General features: G+C 36.3%; 17 protein-coding genes, 2 tRNA genes, 1 other RNA gene and 3 pseudogenes. 12 read left to right on the top strand and 11 right to left on the bottom strand.

What is annotated here, in order from left to right; all coding sequences use genetic code 11:
* Positions 1-45: 45 nt before the first annotated feature.
* Positions 46-522: an SsrA-binding protein SmpB gene (smpB, locus tag AVJ19_RS08850; RefSeq protein WP_004828309.1), complete on the bottom strand. Its 477-nt coding sequence runs from the start codon at positions 520-522 to the stop codon at positions 46-48.
* Between the two features lie 141 nt (positions 523-663).
* Between smpB and coaD the strand changes: the two genes are divergently transcribed.
* The 4 genes from coaD (at position 664) to AVJ19_RS08830 (ending at position 1,971) form a co-directional block, all read left to right on the top strand.
* Entirely contained in the window at positions 664-1,155 is a 492-nt protein-coding gene (gene coaD / locus AVJ19_RS08845; protein WP_111859369.1) for a pantetheine-phosphate adenylyltransferase, read from the top strand.
* A 1-nt stretch (position 1,156) separates the two neighbouring features.
* Complete coding sequence (locus tag AVJ19_RS08840; RefSeq protein ID WP_111859368.1) at positions 1,157-1,420, top strand: YfhL family 4Fe-4S dicluster ferredoxin; 264 nt, start codon at positions 1,157-1,159, stop codon at positions 1,418-1,420.
* Positions 1,421-1,448: 28 nt separating this feature from the next.
* An RNA gene (rnpB, locus tag AVJ19_RS08835) (RNase P RNA component class A) lies at positions 1,449-1,831 on the top strand.
* 63 nt (positions 1,832-1,894) lie between these two features.
* Positions 1,895-1,971, top strand: a tRNA-Met gene (locus AVJ19_RS08830).
* Positions 1,972-2,073: 102 nt separating this feature from the next.
* On the opposite strand, the gene AVJ19_RS08825 is transcribed toward AVJ19_RS08830, so the two are convergent.
* Positions 2,074-2,478, bottom strand: coding sequence for a hypothetical protein (locus AVJ19_RS08825; RefSeq protein ID WP_111859367.1), 405 nt, complete (start codon positions 2,476-2,478; stop codon positions 2,074-2,076).
* A 160-nt stretch (positions 2,479-2,638) separates the two neighbouring features.
* Here AVJ19_RS08825 and AVJ19_RS08820 point away from each other — a divergent pair.
* Positions 2,639-2,715 (top strand) — tRNA-Met (locus AVJ19_RS08820).
* Between the two features lie 83 nt (positions 2,716-2,798).
* Here the strand turns inward: AVJ19_RS08820 and AVJ19_RS08815 are convergent.
* From AVJ19_RS08815 to AVJ19_RS08790, 6 genes and pseudogenes are all read right to left on the bottom strand, one after another.
* Positions 2,799-3,872, bottom strand: coding sequence for a hypothetical protein (locus AVJ19_RS08815; protein WP_228203333.1), 1,074 nt, complete (start codon positions 3,870-3,872; stop codon positions 2,799-2,801).
* Positions 3,850-5,474, bottom strand: a pseudogene (locus AVJ19_RS08810) (NAD+ synthase). The gene AVJ19_RS08815 and the pseudogene AVJ19_RS08810 overlap by 23 nt, the downstream one beginning before the upstream one ends.
* Before the next feature lie 357 nt (positions 5,475-5,831).
* Positions 5,832-6,074 (bottom strand): annotated as a pseudogene (locus AVJ19_RS08805) (hypothetical protein); the annotation flags it as partial.
* Positions 6,075-6,284: 210 nt separating this feature from the next.
* Entirely contained in the window at positions 6,285-7,268 is a 984-nt protein-coding gene (locus AVJ19_RS08800) for an NAD(P)H-quinone oxidoreductase (RefSeq protein ID WP_111859366.1), read from the bottom strand.
* Positions 7,269-7,302: 34 nt separating this feature from the next.
* Positions 7,303-8,748 carry a coniferyl aldehyde dehydrogenase gene (locus AVJ19_RS08795; RefSeq protein WP_111859365.1) on the bottom strand — a complete coding sequence of 482 codons (1,446 nt, stop codon included), beginning with the start codon at positions 8,746-8,748 and terminating at the stop codon, positions 7,303-7,305.
* Positions 8,749-8,780: 32 nt separating this feature from the next.
* Entirely contained in the window at positions 8,781-10,025 is a 1,245-nt protein-coding gene (locus AVJ19_RS08790; RefSeq protein WP_111859364.1) for a saccharopine dehydrogenase family protein, read from the bottom strand.
* Positions 10,026-10,346: 321 nt separating this feature from the next.
* Here AVJ19_RS08790 and AVJ19_RS08785 point away from each other — a divergent pair, with 321 nt between their 5' ends.
* From AVJ19_RS08785 to AVJ19_RS08775, 3 genes are all read left to right on the top strand, one after another.
* The gene (locus AVJ19_RS08785) at positions 10,347-11,177 is read left to right on the top strand and encodes an alpha/beta fold hydrolase (RefSeq protein WP_111859363.1); all 831 of its coding nucleotides are present in this window, start codon (positions 10,347-10,349) and stop codon (positions 11,175-11,177) included.
* A gap of 134 nt (positions 11,178-11,311) precedes the next feature.
* Entirely contained in the window at positions 11,312-12,541 is a 1,230-nt protein-coding gene (locus tag AVJ19_RS08780; protein ID WP_111859362.1) for an NADH:flavin oxidoreductase/NADH oxidase family protein, read from the top strand.
* A gap of 324 nt (positions 12,542-12,865) precedes the next feature.
* Positions 12,866-13,531 (top strand): hypothetical protein, encoded by a 666-nt coding sequence (locus AVJ19_RS08775; protein ID WP_228203332.1) that lies wholly within the window; start codon positions 12,866-12,868, stop codon positions 13,529-13,531.
* Positions 13,532-13,615: 84 nt separating this feature from the next.
* Here the strand turns inward: AVJ19_RS08775 and AVJ19_RS08770 are convergent.
* A pseudogene (locus tag AVJ19_RS08770) lies at positions 13,616-14,724 on the bottom strand (acetoacetate decarboxylase).
* 187 nt (positions 14,725-14,911) lie between these two features.
* Here AVJ19_RS08770 and AVJ19_RS08765 point away from each other — a divergent pair.
* Together AVJ19_RS08765 and AVJ19_RS08760 are read left to right on the top strand one after the other, a co-directional pair.
* Entirely contained in the window at positions 14,912-15,346 is a 435-nt protein-coding gene (locus tag AVJ19_RS08765) for a MerR family transcriptional regulator (RefSeq protein WP_111859361.1), read from the top strand.
* A gap of 135 nt (positions 15,347-15,481) precedes the next feature.
* On the top strand, positions 15,482-16,309 hold the full coding sequence (locus AVJ19_RS08760; RefSeq protein WP_111859360.1) for a type 1 glutamine amidotransferase domain-containing protein: 828 nt from the start codon (positions 15,482-15,484) through the stop codon (positions 16,307-16,309).
* A 92-nt stretch (positions 16,310-16,401) separates the two neighbouring features.
* On the opposite strand, the gene AVJ19_RS08755 is transcribed toward AVJ19_RS08760, so the two are convergent.
* Positions 16,402-16,890, bottom strand: coding sequence for a hypothetical protein (locus AVJ19_RS08755; RefSeq protein WP_111859359.1), 489 nt, complete (start codon positions 16,888-16,890; stop codon positions 16,402-16,404).
* A 94-nt stretch (positions 16,891-16,984) separates the two neighbouring features.
* Here AVJ19_RS08755 and AVJ19_RS08750 point away from each other — a divergent pair, with 94 nt between their 5' ends.
* Positions 16,985-17,191, top strand: coding sequence for a helix-turn-helix domain-containing protein (locus tag AVJ19_RS08750; protein WP_111859358.1), 207 nt, complete (start codon positions 16,985-16,987; stop codon positions 17,189-17,191).
* Between the two features lie 106 nt (positions 17,192-17,297).
* Positions 17,298-17,810: a hypothetical protein gene (locus tag AVJ19_RS08745; RefSeq protein ID WP_111859357.1), complete on the top strand. Its 513-nt coding sequence runs from the start codon at positions 17,298-17,300 to the stop codon at positions 17,808-17,810.
* On the opposite strand, the gene AVJ19_RS08740 is transcribed toward AVJ19_RS08745, so the two are convergent.
* On the bottom strand, positions 17,811-18,197 hold the full coding sequence (locus tag AVJ19_RS08740) for a hypothetical protein (protein ID WP_111859356.1): 387 nt from the start codon (positions 18,195-18,197) through the stop codon (positions 17,811-17,813).
* Position 18,198 lies beyond the last annotated feature (1 nt).

Raw genomic sequence — 18,198 nt, 5'->3', positions numbered from 1 at the left:
TGCTGATATAAGAAAACCTCCGATTTGGAGGTTTTTTCTTGAAAATTACTTATGCATGATGCGTGCTTTGTCACGTTGCCAGTCACGGTCTTTTTCAGTTGCACGTTTGTCATGTAACTGCTTACCTTTTACCAAAGCAATCTCAAGTTTTGCTAAGTGACCTTTCCAATAACATGCCAACGGTACGCAGGTATAACCTTTCTGATTTACTGCTCCCATGAGTTTTTCAAGTTCACGACGTGACAACAATAACTTACGGGTACGGGTTGCTTCAGGAACAACATGTGTAGAAGCAGAAAGCAAGGGTTGAATTTGAGCACCGAAAAGGAAAGCTTCATTATTTTTAAAGGTAATATAGCTTTCAGTAATGGTCATACGTCCTGCACGTAATGATTTTACTTCCCAGCCTTGTAAGGAAAGTCCAGCTTCAAACTTTTCTTCAATAAAATAATCATGACGTGCACGTTTATTCTGTGCAATGGTGCCACCATTATTTTTTTTAACGACAATATTTTTAGACATAATTCAAAAATTCCAAGATTAATCTTATTTTGCCTCAAACTTGGCTGTAGGTGAAGTGCTTTCATTTGCAATGAGGTGGTTCGCTTAAAAATAAGTTTTTGTTAAACTATAGACCTACATAAACAACTAGAGTAAAAATGGATGTCTAAAACTCGTGTCATCTATCCTGGAACATTTGATCCTATTACAAATGGACATGTCGATTTAGTTGCTCGTGCTTCAAAAATGTTTGATGAAGTGGTCGTGGCAATTGCAATTGGACATCATAAGAACCCTGTCTTTACTCTAGATGAGCGTGTGGCACTGGCAAAAGAGTCATTGAGCCATTTACCCAATGTTGAGTTTGTTGGCTTTGATGGACTTTTGGTTAATTTCTTTAATGAGCAAAAAGCAACCGCCGTTCTGCGTGGATTAAGAGCTGTTTCAGATTTTGAATATGAATTTCAGTTGGCAAATATGAACCGTCAGCTTGATCATCACTTTGAAACAGTATTTTTAACACCATCAGAACAATTTTCATTTATTTCATCGACAATGGTGAGAGAAATCGCACGTTTAAAAGGTGATGTACACAAGTTCGTACCACAATGTGTCGTCAATGCTTTTGAACAAAAAATTCAACAAGGTTGGTAGCGTGTCATTAATTATTACTGATGAATGCATCAACTGTGATGTGTGTGAGCCTGTTTGTCCTAATGAGGCGATTTTTATGGGTGAAGTCATCTATGAAATTCATCCTGATTTGTGTACCGAATGTGTTGGGCATCATGATCAGCCACAGTGTGCATTATTTTGTCCAGTCGATTGTATTCCAAACGATCCTGATCATGTGGAGAGCCAAGAGCAACTGATGGACAAGTATAAAAAACTGATTGCTCAAAAAAGTTCGAGCAATTAGCATAAAAATTTGCTAACATGCGGCCCTTGAAGTGAGCCAGACGATCGCTGCTGTGGAGATCTCCGTGATTGAAGCAGGGGAGGAAAGTCCGGGCTTCATAGGGCAGGGTGCCAGGTAACGCCTGGGCGGCGAAAGCCGACGGCAAGTGCAGCAGAGAGTAGACCGCCATCTTTGCAATTTCCTTTCGAGGAAACCAAGAGAGATGGTAAGGGTGAAAGGGTGCGGTAAGAGCGCACCGCGTGTCTGGTAACAGTTCACGGCAAGGTAAACCCCACCAGAAGCAAGACCAAATAGGAATCCTGAGGCACGGCCCGTGCTGGATTCGGGTAGGTCGCTGGAGCGTATGAGTGATTGTACGCCTAGAGGAATGATCGTTCACGACAGAACCCGGCTTATCGGCTCACTTCAAACAAATTTTTAAAATTAGTGCTTGACGTATTTATCAGAACAACAGATAATGCGCCCACAGTTTTAGGCTATGTAGCTCAGTTGGTTAGAGCACCGCACTCATAATGCGGGGGTCACAGGTTCAAGTCCCGTCATAGCCACCATTTTTATAGACCATGTTTCCAAAAACATGGTCTTTTTTTATCTGGTGTTTTTGATCAGACGATTTAACAATAATTTTTTGTCAAATTGCTATTCAATTTATTTTATTCACATTGAATCTTTTGCGCATCCAATTTAATTTTTGGAAATTGTTGATCATATACGTTTAAAATACGCATTTGATCATCTTTGCCAAAAATCTGTTGCTGTAGTTGCTGAATTTTGTCTAGGCTCACATGCTGTTGTGCGCAATGTAACGCAATACTATTTTCTTTTGCGATTTCAAATTTTTGCTCGTCCTGAATTTTCTCTATATTAACCAATTTTTGCTGTGCTTTACTGAATTGAGCTAAGCTACGTTTCTGTTGCATCGTGAGTAAGCTTTGTTGATTGATCCATTGAGCAATATCCATTCGCACACCATTGTAGTCTACAAAAATAGGGCTAATAAGCTGACAGGCAGACAAAATCGGAATCAAGGCGCTGAGTGCTAAAATTTTAATATTCATCGTATTTAACCAAAAGGAAGCTCTTTATTTTGTCTGATAATTACAATAAAAATGTATTAATTTTAAACATTTGTTTTTTAGTTGTTTAAAGTATGAGCGTTAGTGCAATGGAGAGCTTGACGATACATTAAAAAATTTACATAATGCGCACACAGTTTAAGGCTATGTAGCTCAGTTGGTTAGAGCACCGCACTCATAATGCGGGGGTCACAGGTTCAAGTCCCGTCATAGCCACCATTTTTATAGACCATGCTCACCGCATGGTCTCTTTTTTTGTGTGGAAGAAAAATTAAAAAAATAATGTATATTATCAAATGGAATTACGTTTGATTAAGATGTTGGTTAATATAATTTTCAATAAATTTTTGGGTGTTTTCATCTAGATAAAACGGTGCAATCAATGCACCGATGATGTCATCTAGGATTTCATTTTCATCTAAGGCAGCAAGGCAAAAGGGTGCAAAACGTTGTGCTTCATTAAACAAATCTGCTTGATTTAAGCTTACGGCATGTAACAGCTCTTGTAATGAATATTCACTAAAATATTCATAAAAAGCATCCACGATATTGAGAATAATTTTTTGCATATTGGGTGTTTGACGTAAATGTTTCCATGTTTCATACGCCAAAATAAAAAACTCTTCAAAGTCGATAGATTCAAACTGTGAAAATGTTTCTTGCAAGGTTTTAGTTTTTATTTCAGACCACAGCTGTAACGCTATTTCTGCCAACTCTTCATTGGGTAATAAAATAATATTGCCGATTTGATAACGGATCGCCGTAGCAAGCTGTTGTTCTAATTTAAGCTCAATCAAGTGCTGTTGGTCTTGTAAATAATTTAATACTTTGCCACGAATGCTTTGATTGCGAACATTAAGTTTACGGAAATAATCTAACCAAGGGGTGTTATTTTCCAAAATTTGATTGGCAAGTTGTAAACTCACCTGTTTAATCTGTGAGTTTTCTTGCAAATTTTCTTGTAAATATTGGCGTAACTGTTGTAATTCTAAAAATTTATATAGCCATAATTCAAACTGTTCATCTGTTAAAAAATTATCAAATTGAGCTGCACTTGTGGTTGCAGTTTGGTGAATTTTTTGTGCGCTAAAACCAATGAATTCTAAGATATCTGCGCCAAGATTGAGTTCAAAAGCGTATTTTTGTACAACTTCATGTAGTGACTGACGTTGAATCACATCTTTTAAAGTGATCTGTTCAGCATGATGATAAACTTTTTGAATAAAATCTTGTAAATACTTTTGGTCTGTAGGGTCTTGTAGTTTTTGTTTAATAAAACGGACTTGCTCAAGCAAAAGTGCTTGAGCAAAATCTTGGCTAAAACTTGCTGAAAGCTTTAACACAGGCATGAGATCAGTTACCTGCTTTCCAGCCATTTACGATTGGATAGCGACGTCACGGCTAAAAGCACGTGAAGTAATGCGTGGTCCAATTGCACCTTGGCGGCGTTTATATTCATTACGATCAACGAGTTTAATGACTTTTTCGACAACTTCTTTGTCAAAACCTTTGGCAATGATGTCATCTTGGCTTTGATCTTCTTCGATATAAGCATACAAGATTGCATCTAATACATCGTATGCAGGTAAAGAGTCTTGGTCTTTTTGATCTGGACGAAGTTCTGCTGAAGGTGGGCGTGTGATGACTCGTTCAGGAATGACTGCAGTTTCACTTAGACTATTGCGATATTTTGCAAGTTCAAACACGATGGTTTTATATACATCTTTTAGAACAGCAAAACCACCGACCATGTCACCATAAAGGGTACAATAACCAACAGCTAATTCAGATTTATTTCCTGTAGAAAGCACTAAGTTACCAAACTTATTCGACAAGCCCATAAGTAATGTGCCACGTGCACGTGCTTGAAGATTTTCTTCAGTTGCATCGGCAGGTGAGTTGCCAAAAAATGGGTAAAGCGTTTGCATAAAGCTATTTACAATCGGGTGAATTTCTGCAATGCCGAAAGTCACGCCCATACGTTTTGCTTGTTCTGCAGCATCTTCTACACTGATTTGTGACGTATAGGTATAAGGCATCATTACTGCTTGCACTTTGTCAGCACCAATCGCATCAACTGCAATGGCTAAAGTTAATGCAGAGTCGATTCCGCCGGAAAGACCTAAAATCACGCCAGGAAAGCCTGAACGTTCAACATAATCACGTGTAGACATCACTAAGGCTTGATAGATTTCAGCCATTGTGTCTAAAGCAGGTGCTGTTTCTACTGCTTTATAGGCTTTATTTTCGACTTCATAATCAACAACATAAAGTTGTTCTTTATAGCTTTCAGCACGTAGAGCAACAACACCTGTATTGTTAATCACAAAACTTGAACCATCAAAAATCAAATCATCTTGACCACCGACTTGATTGGCATAGATTAGATGAATATTGATTTGTTTTGCTAGTTCTTGCAAAGTTGCAATACGGTGTTGTGGTTTACCAACTTCATATGGTGAAGCATTTAAAACTAAAACACTTTCTACATTCAGTTGTGCAAGTTGTTGTACGGTATTCAGCGACCAAACATCTTCACAGATCAATACGCCAAATTTATGACCTAAGTATTCAAAAACAAGGTGTTGATGCCCTTCGTTGAAATAACGTTTTTCATCAAAAACGCTATAATTTGGCAGATTTTGTTTGTTGTAAATCCCCAGAATTTGTCCATCTTTCATTACAGCAGCAGAGTTGTAACGTTGACCATCTTCGGTTGCATTGACAAAACCAAAGACCATTACAATATCTTTAACTGCTTGTAATTGCTCAAAAGCTTGAGCAGTACGTTTATTCACGCTTGGGCGAAGCAATAAATCTTCAGCAGGGTAGCCAATGGTTGCAAGTTCTGGGAAAACGATAATATTGGCATTTTGTTTTTTTGCTTGATTGGCTTGTTCAATCATCTTTTGAACATTTGCTTCGATATTACCGATATGTGGAGAGAATTGTGCGAGAGCAACTTTAAAACTTTTCATTTAAACCTTGTCCTATTCCTATAGGGTAGTAAGCACACAACGAGTTGATTTATATCTATATAGTTATTCAACTGTGTGTAATTTAACATTTAAAAACACTGCCAAAAGGCACAAAATAAAAAATCATTTTCATGATAAAAAATCTTTATTTCTTGCATGGCAAAAACTACAGACTGTCGCTATTTTAACTAAAATAAAGCCAGATGCTAGAGATTTAAAAAGATTGTCAAAAACTTATCTATCATCTTGTTAAATTTAACAGGATTTTCAACAGAAAATGAAGAATTTTGATGATTTATTTTTGTGTGATTCATGTATGAAATAGGAGAAAGATATAATTTATAAATCAATCATCTATTACTTTTGCGACAGCTGTGCTGAATCTAAAATAATATTATGTATTTTTTTTAAGAAAATATCTTTGGCAATATCACCTTGCTGTTCAATATTGTAGTCATGATAGTCTTTATTGGGCACTAATGTGTAGTGATAAGGATTATATTTACCATAACTTGCATACAATGCGATTTGCAAAATAGCGCCTTTGAGCAACACATTGACGCTGTGCTGATATTGATAAATATGTGACATCTCACTTACAAGTTGAAAAAAATGGACATTGAGATATCAATACTTTATGGGTTTAAATTTTTTTTGAATAGTCCATTATTCTTTTGGAAAAATGGACATTAAATTTTCATCTTTGTTATATTTAGTTACAAATTGGTAGTTTGATATGAATATGCTCCGCTAAATAAATGCCACTCTAACTTTAATGGTGGTATTTAGCATAAGATCTAGGTTGTAATATTATTTCACAATAAGAGCTATCTTACCTACATGTTCTCCCTTTGAAAGCAATTCATGTGCAGATCGTGCATCCTCAAAGGCAAATGTTTTATACAAGAGTGGTTTGATTTTCCCTTGTGCAATTAACGGCCACACTTGTTCTTGTAATGCTTTCATAACTTCGGCCTTCTCAGCATGAGATTGCGAACGCAGAGTCGCTCCAGTATGCGTCAAACGTTTTGCTAACATTGGAAAGATATTCACATTTTGAGCTAGACCTTTCATAACACCAATTTGTAAAATTGTTCCATTCATGGCTGCAACATCATAATTGCGTTGGATATAATCTCCCGCAATAATATCTAAAACAAAATCGACACCTTGACCATCTGTATGTTGTTTGACAACCTCTACAAAATCATCAGTCTTATAATTGATGGCAACATCCGCACCCAATTGCAAACTTGCTTGTTGATGCTCAGGACTAGACACCGTAGTAAAGATTTTGGCCGCACCAAATGCATGTGTCAGCATAGTTGCAGTTGTGCCGATTCCTGAAGTTCCACCGTGGATTAGAATTGAACTATTGGGACGGAATTTTGCATGCTGAAATAGGTGTGACCAAACTGTCATGAATGTTTCTAGCAGAACACCAGCTTCAGTCAAACTTAATCCCTTAGGAACAAAAAGTACATTATCTTGATGGGCAACGACATATTCTGCATAGCCTCCGCCTTGTACCAATGCGCAAACTTGGTCACCCACTTTAAATTTAGTAACAGCTTGACCGACTTGTTTTACGAATCCAGAAACTTCTAAACCTGGTATATCAGTGACACCTTGAGGTGGAGCATATAGTCCTTGTCGTTGCATGACATCTGGACCATTAATTCCTGCTGCAACAACTTCTATTAAGACATCATCTTTGGTGATTTCAGGCACTGGTCTGTCTACAACCTCAATAACTTCAGGACCACCAGCACCATTAAAAACGATACTTTTCATTATTAATCTCTCTATATAATTATTAAATTTACGATTATGGTTTTGGACCTAGCGTAAAACGGAGTGCTAGAACCATGAATTTTCCAAATGGTGCATGAAGTAAGCTTGGGAAGTTGAAGCGACCTTGATCATAAACACCTTTGGCATGGCTCATTGAGCGAAAACCTTCGATACCATGATATGCACCCATCCCGCTTGCACCAACGCCGCCAAAAGGAAGGTCATCTTGTGCCACATGAATGATGGTATTGTTAATACCGACATTGCCTGATGTGGTGCGTTTTAAGACTTTTTCACAGTCTGCATCTTTTTCACCAAAGTAATACAGCGCAAGTGGGCGTGGTCGAGCGTTGATATATTCAATGGTTTCATCCAAATTCCGATAGGTTCGAATTGGTAAAATTGGACCGAAAATTTCTTCATGCATAATGGCATCATCATCTTTAGATCCAATCACTAAGGTTGGAGCAATAGTTCGATCACGATTTTGAGCAGATTCTGGATGGATACCTACAGCTAAGACTTGAGCATTATTATTTTTTGCATCTTCTAACAAATGGTTTAGGCGTTGAAAATGGCGTTCATTCACAATTGAGGTATAGTCTTTACTGGTTGGCCCTTCTGGATAAAATCCTTTCACCATCTGATCATATTGTTCAATAAATTGTTCTAAATCATTTTCATGAATCAATGCATAATCTGGTGCAACACAAGTTTGCCCCCCATTGGAAAGTTTTCCATACGCAATGCTTTGTACAGTTCTTGCATTCACATGACCACGAGCAACGATGACAGGACTTTTTCCACCTAGTTCTAAAGTAATAGGGACAAGGTTTTTACTTGCAGCTTCCATGACTTTATGACCAACAGGTGTACTCCCAGTAAAAAACAAATGATCAAAAGCAAGTTGGCTAAACTCAGCACCAACTTCAGGGCCACCAAGAATTACTGTAACTTCATCTGGGTTAAATATCTCATGGAGCATTTTTTGTAAAACATCACTGGTACGTGGTGTTAGTTCAGAAGGCTTAAGCATTGCTCTATTACCCGCAGCAAGGGCGGTTGCAAGTGGAATGAGGGTTAATGACACTGGATAATTCCATGGTGCCATGATGCCAATAATCCCCTTAGGCTGATACTCAACATGTGCCTTCGCAGAACGATAAAATAAACTGACATGGCGACGCTCAGGCTTCATAAAGCGTTTTAAATTTCGAGATAAATAATCGATGGACTGTATGACACCCACCAACTCCATGACATCGGTTTCTTGGAATGCTCGATTACCAAAATCATGATGAATTGCTTGTTGCAGTTGACCACGATATTTCAATACCGCCGTTTTTAATTGAGCAAGCTTGGCTTTTCTTTCCCTTAAAGTTGGAAAGTCTTGATTGAGAAAAGCTTGGCGTTGAACATTCAGGATATTAGATAGATTTTGCCTATCATTTTCAATTTCTATATTTTGAACAGTATTCATAGCACACCTCAAAATTCATTTATATTCAAGACTTAAAGAACTTCAAAACCAATGCCCGCATGCTTTTGCAGACGTTGAATAAAACGCTCATCAAACATACTTGCTGGTGTCCAAAAACCGCCTTGCCGTCCTGTTTTTTCGCCCTGGTTTTGATGATCTAGCACTAAACTCAACGCTGCCTGACCGAGCATTTTTCCCGTAGAGCCATAACCAGGATCTCGATCACCTGTGACTTTGACTTGTATTGTTTGCCCATTTTCTGTTTTGCCTAAGAAGCGTATGTCAAAACGTCCATTTCTTTGCTGTTCTGGCGTAGGACCTTCACCTGATTTTGGAAGAATGTATTGCTCCATGACTTTGCTTATTGGCTTACTGACTGCACTAAGCATGAATGCACCAAGTCCTGCAACCAATCCATACGCTTTCATGCGACCTTGTAAACCTTGTCCCATCAACGTGGCCTCGTTATAGCTAAATTGATCACCATAGAGATAATGATTCAGTGCATTTGAACGGTGTACGACACGTTCATTGATTGCCGACATCACAAAGGGAGCAATCCAAGCATTAAAATCTTGATCAAATTCTGCTGATTTTACGTAATGTTGACGCACCTGAGCATTATTGTTTTGAGGTACTAATAAATATGGATTGATCAACGCTTTGCGTAGTGCCGGATCTGCCGCTGCTTCTTGAATCACATTGATTAAACTTGCAACTGTACCGCCAGATGCACCACCTTTTAGGGTTTTAACACGCATTTTGACTTGAGTCGCAGGTACGCCATGTTGTTTTAAAGCATGTTGTTGTAAAAATAAAACGCCCATATCTGATGGAACAGAATCAAAACCACAACAATGAACGATTCGTGCACCTGATAGTTCTGCTTGATCTTGATATCGATCAATCATTTTCTTGATCCATTGTGTTTCACCTGTTAGATCACAATAATCAGTACCTGTTTCTACACAAGCTTTGATCATTGGTTCACCATATAGCGCATAAGGGCCAACGGTTGAAACAACAACACGAGTTTGTTCACAGATTGCTTTGATTGCATTGCTATCATTTACATCAGCAATTAAGGTTGCAAGCCCTTGTGCATTTTCACCAAGTGAATTTTTTAGTTGGTCTAGTTTGCTTTGTGAGCGACCTGCAATCGCCCAACGTATTTTTTCATTTGAATCAGCAAAATATTTTGTTAAATAAGAGGTGAGGATTTGCCCAACAAAACTTGTTGCACCAAATACAACAAGGTCAAATTTTGTATCAGTCATTTTTTTCTCCAAAATAAATTTTGCTCAAAATTGATAGGGCGTATTGGATAAAATAACTATAAGTTTAAAGTTTACTTTAATGTCAAGTGATGTTTTTAGTTTAATTTATAGGTTTAATCTTAAATGGTTTATTTTATGTATCTGATTTACAAAATGAGATATTCAATAAACAAATCATCGCAAAGAATACTCTCCTTACAAATTTTAAAAATAATGTGATCAATTCGATTGACCTTAAAGTACACTTTAAGCTTAGGATGATGTCTGAACAGAATTAAAAGTTTGTTCAATTCATCTAAATGATTATGAAGGAGTCATCTCATGGGCTACGTTACGACAAATGATGGAGTTGAAATTTTCTATAAAGACTGGGGACCACGTGATGCGGAAGTATTATTCTTCCATCATGGTTGGCCACTCAGTTCAGATGATTGGGATGCACAATTATTATATTTTCTAGGCAAAGGATATCGTGTTGTTGCACATGATCGTCGTGGTCATGGTCGCTCAACTCAAGTGTGGGATGGGCACGATATGGATCATTATGCGGATGATGTCGCTGCTGTAGTGAAACATTTAGGCATTGATAAAGCGGTACATATTGGTCACTCAACTGGGGGTGGTGAAGTGGCGCATTATATTGCTAAACATGGTGAAGCCCATGTGTCAAAAGCTGTATTGGTAAGCTCTGTGCCACCTTTGATGGTTAAAACAGAAAAAAATCCAAATGGCTTACCGAAAGCAGTCTTTGATGATTTCCAAAATCAATTGTTTAACAACCGTGCTGAATTTTATCGTGCAGTGCCTGAAGGTCCTTTCTATGGATTTAACCGTCCAAATGCAAAACCATCAGAACCTGTCATTCAAAACTGGTGGCGTCAGGGCATGATGGGTGGCGCAAAAGCGCATTACGATGGGATTGTGGCATTTTCGCAAACTGACTTTACTGAAGATTTGAAAAAGATTTCAGTACCAGTATTGGTTATGCATGGTGATGATGACCAAGTTGTACCTTTTGAGATTTCAGGAAAGTTATCTGCTGAATTGGTTCAAAATGGGACTTTAAAAGTATATTCAGGCTACTCACATGGCATGTTAACTGTCAATGCAGATGTCATTAATCCTGATTTGTTGGCATTTATTCAAAGTTAATGCGTGAATATTTCAATGAAAAGAGCAACTCAATGAGTTGCTCTTTTTTTTATTTAAAAATATTTTTGATGATGTATTGACCTTAAAGTTTACTTTAAGGATATCGTATGTTCATAAACCATGAGGTCTATCTTATGAACATCTTCGAAACATTGGCTCTACCAAACGGCATCAGTATTCCAAATCGCCTTGCGAAAGCAGCGATGGAAGAAAATATGGCAGATCAACATTATGCACCATCATCCGCATTATTTAAGCTTTATCAGTCATGGGCGGACGGTGGTGTCGGTCTAATCATTACAGGAAATGTCATGGTGGATTATCGTGCGATGACAGGACCGGGCGGCGTTGTTTTAGAAAATGATTCACATTTAGAAGCATTTAAAAAATGGGCGGAAATCGGACGTTCAAAAGGCGCACAATTTTGGATGCAGATAAATCACCCTGGTCGCCAAATGCAATCAAATTTGGGGCAAGCAACATGGGCTCCATCAGCTATTCCGTTAGATTTGGGTAAAATGTCAGATAAGTTTGATACACCAATCGAAATGACACAAGCGATGATTGAAGAAGTTATTTATCGATTTGCACATACTGCTGAACTTGCAGAACAAGCGGGATTTACAGGGGTGGAAATCCATGCTGCACATGGTTATTTATTGAGTCAATTTTTATCACCATTGAGTAATCAACGTAAAGACCAATGGGGCGGTTCTTTGGAAAATCGAGCACGTCTTTTGATTGAAATCGTGAAAGCTGTACGTTTAGTTGTATCTAAACAATTTGCGGTTGCAGTCAAATTAAACTCAGCGGATTTTCAACGAGGCGGTTTTAGTGCAGACGATGCGAAACAAGTCGTTCAGATGCTCAATGAACTACCTGTAGATTTGGTTGAATTATCTGGTGGGAGCTATGAAGCGCCTGCAATGCAAGGTCAAGCACGTGATGGAAGAACATTAGCACGTGAAGCATATTTCCTAGAATTTGCCACTGAAATCCGCAAAATTGCCAAAATGCCGATCATGGTTACTGGAGGCATTCGACGTAAAGAAGTGGCTGAAAATGTAGTTGCAAGCGGTGTGGAAATGGTCGGAATTGGTACAGCTCTCGCACTCGAACCAGATTTACCGAATGCTTGGAAATCGGGTAAAAACGATGCGCCAGAGTTGAAGCCAATTCAATGGAAAAACAAAGCACTTGCATCAGTTGCCAATATGTCTACAGTAAAATATCAATTGAAAAAATTGAGTCAAGGCAAAGCAACAAATGCACGAATTTCCCCACTGTGGGCTTTGATTTTACAGCAATGTGCAATGATGAAACGAACCAAGCAGTATCGTAAGGCTATGCAAAGTAGTACTTAAATGATATTTAAAAAATCAAAGAGTGTTTAATGGCACTCTTTGATTTTATACGAATATATTTTATTTTGAGTTAATAAATTGACTTATACAGAGAATAATAATATTTTAATTAGGCATCAATACTATGCTAGTCAGTCCACCACTCAATTTAAACTTAGTTGAGTTGGCAAATATCCCCCTGTGATAATGTATCTTTCTATAAAATGATTCGAATATCCTTATTGTACGCCATTAAGGGTGATGTGGGCTGCACACTAAAAATGGCAAACTATAAGGCATACGATATGCAAAATTTAGTTTTTCCATCTTGATTATCTGTTCAACGTGCAAAAAAAACGTGCGAAAGAACTAGTTAAAACCAAACAAGCTTGTAATCAAATAGATGCTCTTGATTCGATTTCTTTAAAGGAAATTAATAAGCCATGGGCATTAGCAATACCGTACCTTCAACAAAATATAGATTACTTAATAACCTTAGAAGATATTGAAAGAGTAATGTTACAAGAACCTCTTTTAAATTATAATGGTTTTGGTCATTTGGATTCATATTCTGAATATTTTTATAAAAAATTTACTTTTAAAAACACGAAAGATGAATATATCCAAAGCTTTATTAAGGATAGAGAATCATTAAAAAATGCTCTTGATGAATGTCAAAGATGTTGTTTGTATTTACAGCATCTCAAGAAAATTAATGTTAATCGTTACAGAATTGGCAGTTATGGAACAAAGCATAGTGTTGAAAAATACCAACGTGCTTTAAATAGATTTGATGATACATATGTATCAAATGGCGCATTTATTTGTGCAGCCATCCATATGGGATTTAAAGTAATTAGGAAAACAGATCATAGCCCAAACGCATGGATATTAGCGAGTGTACAATCGGATATCGTCATATGGGAGAGATTAACTGAAAAAGGTAATTGGATGACTTCTTTAGAATTAAAAAAACTACAGAGGGTCACTAGGGCAATTGGGTTATCTTAATCAAAACTGTTCACTAAACACTTTTTTGATTTTTACATGAAAATTAAAAGCGTGACTAGATATATCACGCTTTTAAAGCCGAAATTATTTATTCCATTCATCAATCGGCGTTGGCATATGTAAAGCCAATTGGGCGTCTTTAATTACATCCATCCGCAAGATTTTCTTTGCACCCAATTGATCTAATAATTGGCTCACTGGACCACCATTGCGTTTTAACTCCACATGTTTAGGGAAAAATTTTGCGCAAAAGTTTGATTGTTTGCTTGAACGTAAGAGCTATACCAAGTCCCATCTACTTGATTAAGCATGGTTTTCTTTTCTTGGCGAGATTCATTTTTTACAGTTTTTAGTTTTGGTGTTGGCGCAGTTAAACTGATATCAATATTGCCGTTGGTATCATAGAGATGGGCTTGAATTTGATCATCTATTTTGAGATTAATCGCAGTTAACCATTTAGGTAAACTATAACCATAAACGCCACGCACACGTGCAATTTCAGTATCTACAGGTAGGGCAAGCACATAACCATAATAGTCACGATTACGAATAGAACTCATCAACTCAGATATATTTGATCCTTTTGCATTTGGACGACGCACTACGACAGCAACGGATACTTCATCATAGGGATCATTATCACAAATATCATATGCAAAAAAGGTTAATGAAACCAAACCATAGCCATGAATTGGGCTAAGTGGTTCAATTTGAGCAGGCAATTTGGCTTTTAATTTGTCCAAAGGTGCAAGCATCAATAATTGAACATTACTGGTTTTATAATAGTAGTTGGGTGACCACACTTTCCCTGCACGTGTTTCCACTAATTGTTTCGGTATTTTTCTAAAGAAGTCTACATTTCCCACCAAAGGATCTTTAGCCACTTCATCTAAATTGGGTTGCATATGAAAGCGGTCATAAAAACCTTCTTTAGGCACCAGTGCTGTATGGGGCCCAAATTCAACTTCCACAAATTCTTTGGCATTCGGATATTGTGTCTTTGGTTCATCCGCAATGACTATATTTGTACTTGTTGTATTGGTTTTATTTTGCATAACCGTACCCTTTGGAGAATGTGAATTGCTTGCAAACTGAAATGTTGGTACTAAATCCGTTGCAAAAGCTGAATTTGATAAAGCTAAGCTCATGACGAGGATTTGAGAAGATTGTTTTATGTTGAATAAAGAGGACATCATTTTGTGCTCAGATTAAACGTTGAGCTTATGCTATGTTTAAAGTTAACTTTAAGGTCAATAGGGTGTTTTGAATTTATTTTATACATTTGAATAAAGTCGTATGCCAGATCGAGTTCTATGGATTTTGATTGAAATGTATTCAGAATAAGATTAAAGTAAACTTTAAAGTAGTGAGGTACGTTATATGAATATCAGTGAACTTTCAAAATTAAGTGGTCTAAATTCACCAACAATTCGTTATTATGAACAAATCAAGTTGTTGCCTAAACCATTGCGTCTAGCAAATGGCTATCGGAAATACAGCAAAAATGATTTACAGCAGTTACTTTTGATCAAACAAGCTCAACAGGTGGGTTTTACCTTAGAAGAAATCAAATTGATGATGCCTTCCAGCGTAGATCGTTGGGATCATGACAAATTGATCAACACCTTAAATGAAAAAGTTAAAGACATTATTCAGATGCAAAAGTTGCTTGCGACAAATAAGAAAAATTTATTAACCCTGATCGATTCGATTCAAAATAAACCAAATGATATGACGTGTACTGAAAATGCGCAGCGTTTAATGAATATTTATTTGATTGAACCTGAAAAAGATAATATCGATGGACAAGCATAGCAATTGTCAGGATAGAAATTTTTTATATGTAAAACAAGGATGTTTGAAATTAATTAAAAAGAATAAAAAATACACTTGACCTTGAACCTAACTTTAAGCTTATTCTTATAATGAAATCATTAACAGAGCAGTGTTATGTCAAAGGTATGGTTTATTCAACAGCGTTTTATTCAACAAATCTTGGTTATATTCGCAGTAATATTAACCATGCAATTGGCTTTTGCAGACAATAATGTGAGTACAGTTATGTCAAATATATCAGCTCAAAATAAAGGTAAGATTTTGGTGGTGATGACCAATCATTCCAAATATCCAACACGCAAAGATACAACTGGTTTATGGGTAACAGAACTCACACATTTTTATGACGTAGCACGTAAAGCGGGTTATGACATGGATTTTGTCAGTCCAAATGGCGGTGCTGTACCTTTAGATGAGCGTAGCCAAAAATGGATTTATATGGATAAAGAAGCTCGTGCGCATTTGGCTGATCCTGCTTTTATGAGCCGTTTAAATAGCACATTGAAGCCAACAGATGTAAAAGCTTCTAATTATAAAGCGATTTATTTTACAGGTGGTCATGGTGTAATGTGGGATTTTCCAAATAATCCTGAATTGACTGGGCTTGCTGAGCAAATTTATCGTCAAGGTGGCGTAGTGTCTGCGGTATGTCATGGTGTAGCGGGGGTACTTGCATTGAAAGATGAGCAAGGACAGCCTTTGATTGGAAATCGTAAAGTGACAGGTTTTTCAAATCGTGAAGAAGTGCTCTCTGGTATGAAAAAACAAGTTCCGTTTTCACTTGAAGATCAGTTGAAGTCTAAAGGGGCTAAATATTCTGAAGGATTCTTACCATTTACATCATTTGTGGTAGTTGATGATCGTATTATTACAGGACAAAATCCGCAGTCTCCACGTGAAGTTGGTGAGGAAGTCGTGAAGAAATTATCGACTATGAAATGATTTGTATCAGTTCAAATAAGATCTGACAGTTACTCATATTTTAAGTAACTGTCCATTTAAATTTTTAGATAAATATATTTTTACCATCACTCTTAAATTATATTAAAACGTATCATGAGATTTTTTATAACATTTTGCTGTGTTGTTAAATCATATAAGCCATCCTTATGCTCTTGCTCAACAGCTATGAGCTGACTAGCAATATCTGGATATTCATCCTTTAAGCCATTGATAAAGTCTACCTCAATATTTTTCTTCAATATATGCTCTTGAACTATATTCATTTTTTCATTTAATGCCTTTGCTATATTTTCTTGACTCTTTGAACTTCTATAATTAAGAATTTCTTCTGTTTCAGTGTAAAGAAATGTATTTTTTTTTCGTGGATTTACAGTTCTTTTTAGATAACCACATTGGATTAATACATTGATACCTTGATATACCTTTTGTTTATTTCGTGAAGTATGCGGATGCCTTTCTAAGATGTTAGTGATGAAATCTTTTGCTTCCCATTTATCAATAACATGCTTTTCAAAGGTATTAAAAAAGCTGGAATAAAAAGGTAGTGTACGATTTGACATAAGGAAATCCTAAATCCGCATAGTGAGGATTATAAGCCGTGGATTTATAAACATCAAAATCTGATAGTTCTACTTTTTGAGCTATTGATTATTTATGAGTGAATTAGCAGTATCAATTGGTCAATTAATACGCTCAGATCGCGAGTCAAAAAAAATAAGTCAAGAAAGTTTGGCTTTACAGTGCGGTATTGATCGGAGTTATTTAGGCCGAATTGAGAGAGGAGAAGTGAATATCACAATAAAAAAGCTTTATGAAATTGCTAAGGTACTCAACACTGATCCTAAAATTTTTTTACCTTGATATATTCTTAAGTGAATCTATTTCCACATTTTTTCTAGTCACTTAAAATTTGCAAAAAAGTTTCTATAATATAAAATTAAAAAAAGCTAAATTTTAACTTAATGTTATGAATAATTTTTTTAAAGAAAATATTTATAGAGTGTGGTTTTTTTTATATAGAATTTTGAAAATAAAAGAGTTTAAATATAGAGGACTAACAAAAGGTGAAGTCAATATTGCGAAAAGAGTTTTCCGTGATCTTATTGATTATGATGAAGTAAAAATTTTTAATGTTCCTTATTTGCCTTGGCAACCTAAAGACATATTAATGGCCCCAAATGGCAGTTTATTTGTGAGTAAAGATATTTTTGTTGAAGACTATTCTCTATGTTCAATTGCTATGCAAGGCGTATTTATTCATGAGCTTACCCATGTACTTCAATATCAAAAGCATACGAATGTAGTATTGAAAGGCTTTGTTTTACAGAGTGCTTATTATCTTAGTTTTAAGATGTATGATCCATATAAATACAAATTGATAGAAGGTAAACTTTTTGAGCAATATAATATTGAGCAACAAGGTGATATTGCCCGCGACATTTTTTTTGAAAAAATTCCTAATATTATTATTCGAAGCTAATTAATCATGATCGGATTGGCGGATTGGTATGATGTTGGCTCCATTTAAAGCGTGGAGTTGTTTTTTAAGTTGATAATTTTCATAAAGTAACGAGATTTCTCTTCCTAATGCTTTTTCTAAGTCTTCACGGACAATTTTTAATTCCTCTTGTATTTTTAAAAGCTTACGTTGATCAAGAGGCGTTAAATTTTGTTCTTTTGCCGCACTGGCAATGGCTATAATTAAATCTGCAAAAATTAGTCTAGATTTTTTGATAGCTCCTTTACTACGACCAGCTTCTAAAGCTACAGAATCATTAGAAATTTTAGTTCCAATCTCTATACGAATAGGCTTATTTACTTTCAATCTTTCAAGTGCTTCAAAATATTCAATAAGAGCTTCTGACATT

The organism is Acinetobacter sp. CFCC 10889, from assembly GCF_003268395.1.
GTDB lineage: Bacteria > Pseudomonadota > Gammaproteobacteria > Pseudomonadales > Moraxellaceae > Acinetobacter.
This window is presented reverse-complemented; position numbering and strand designations above follow the sequence as displayed.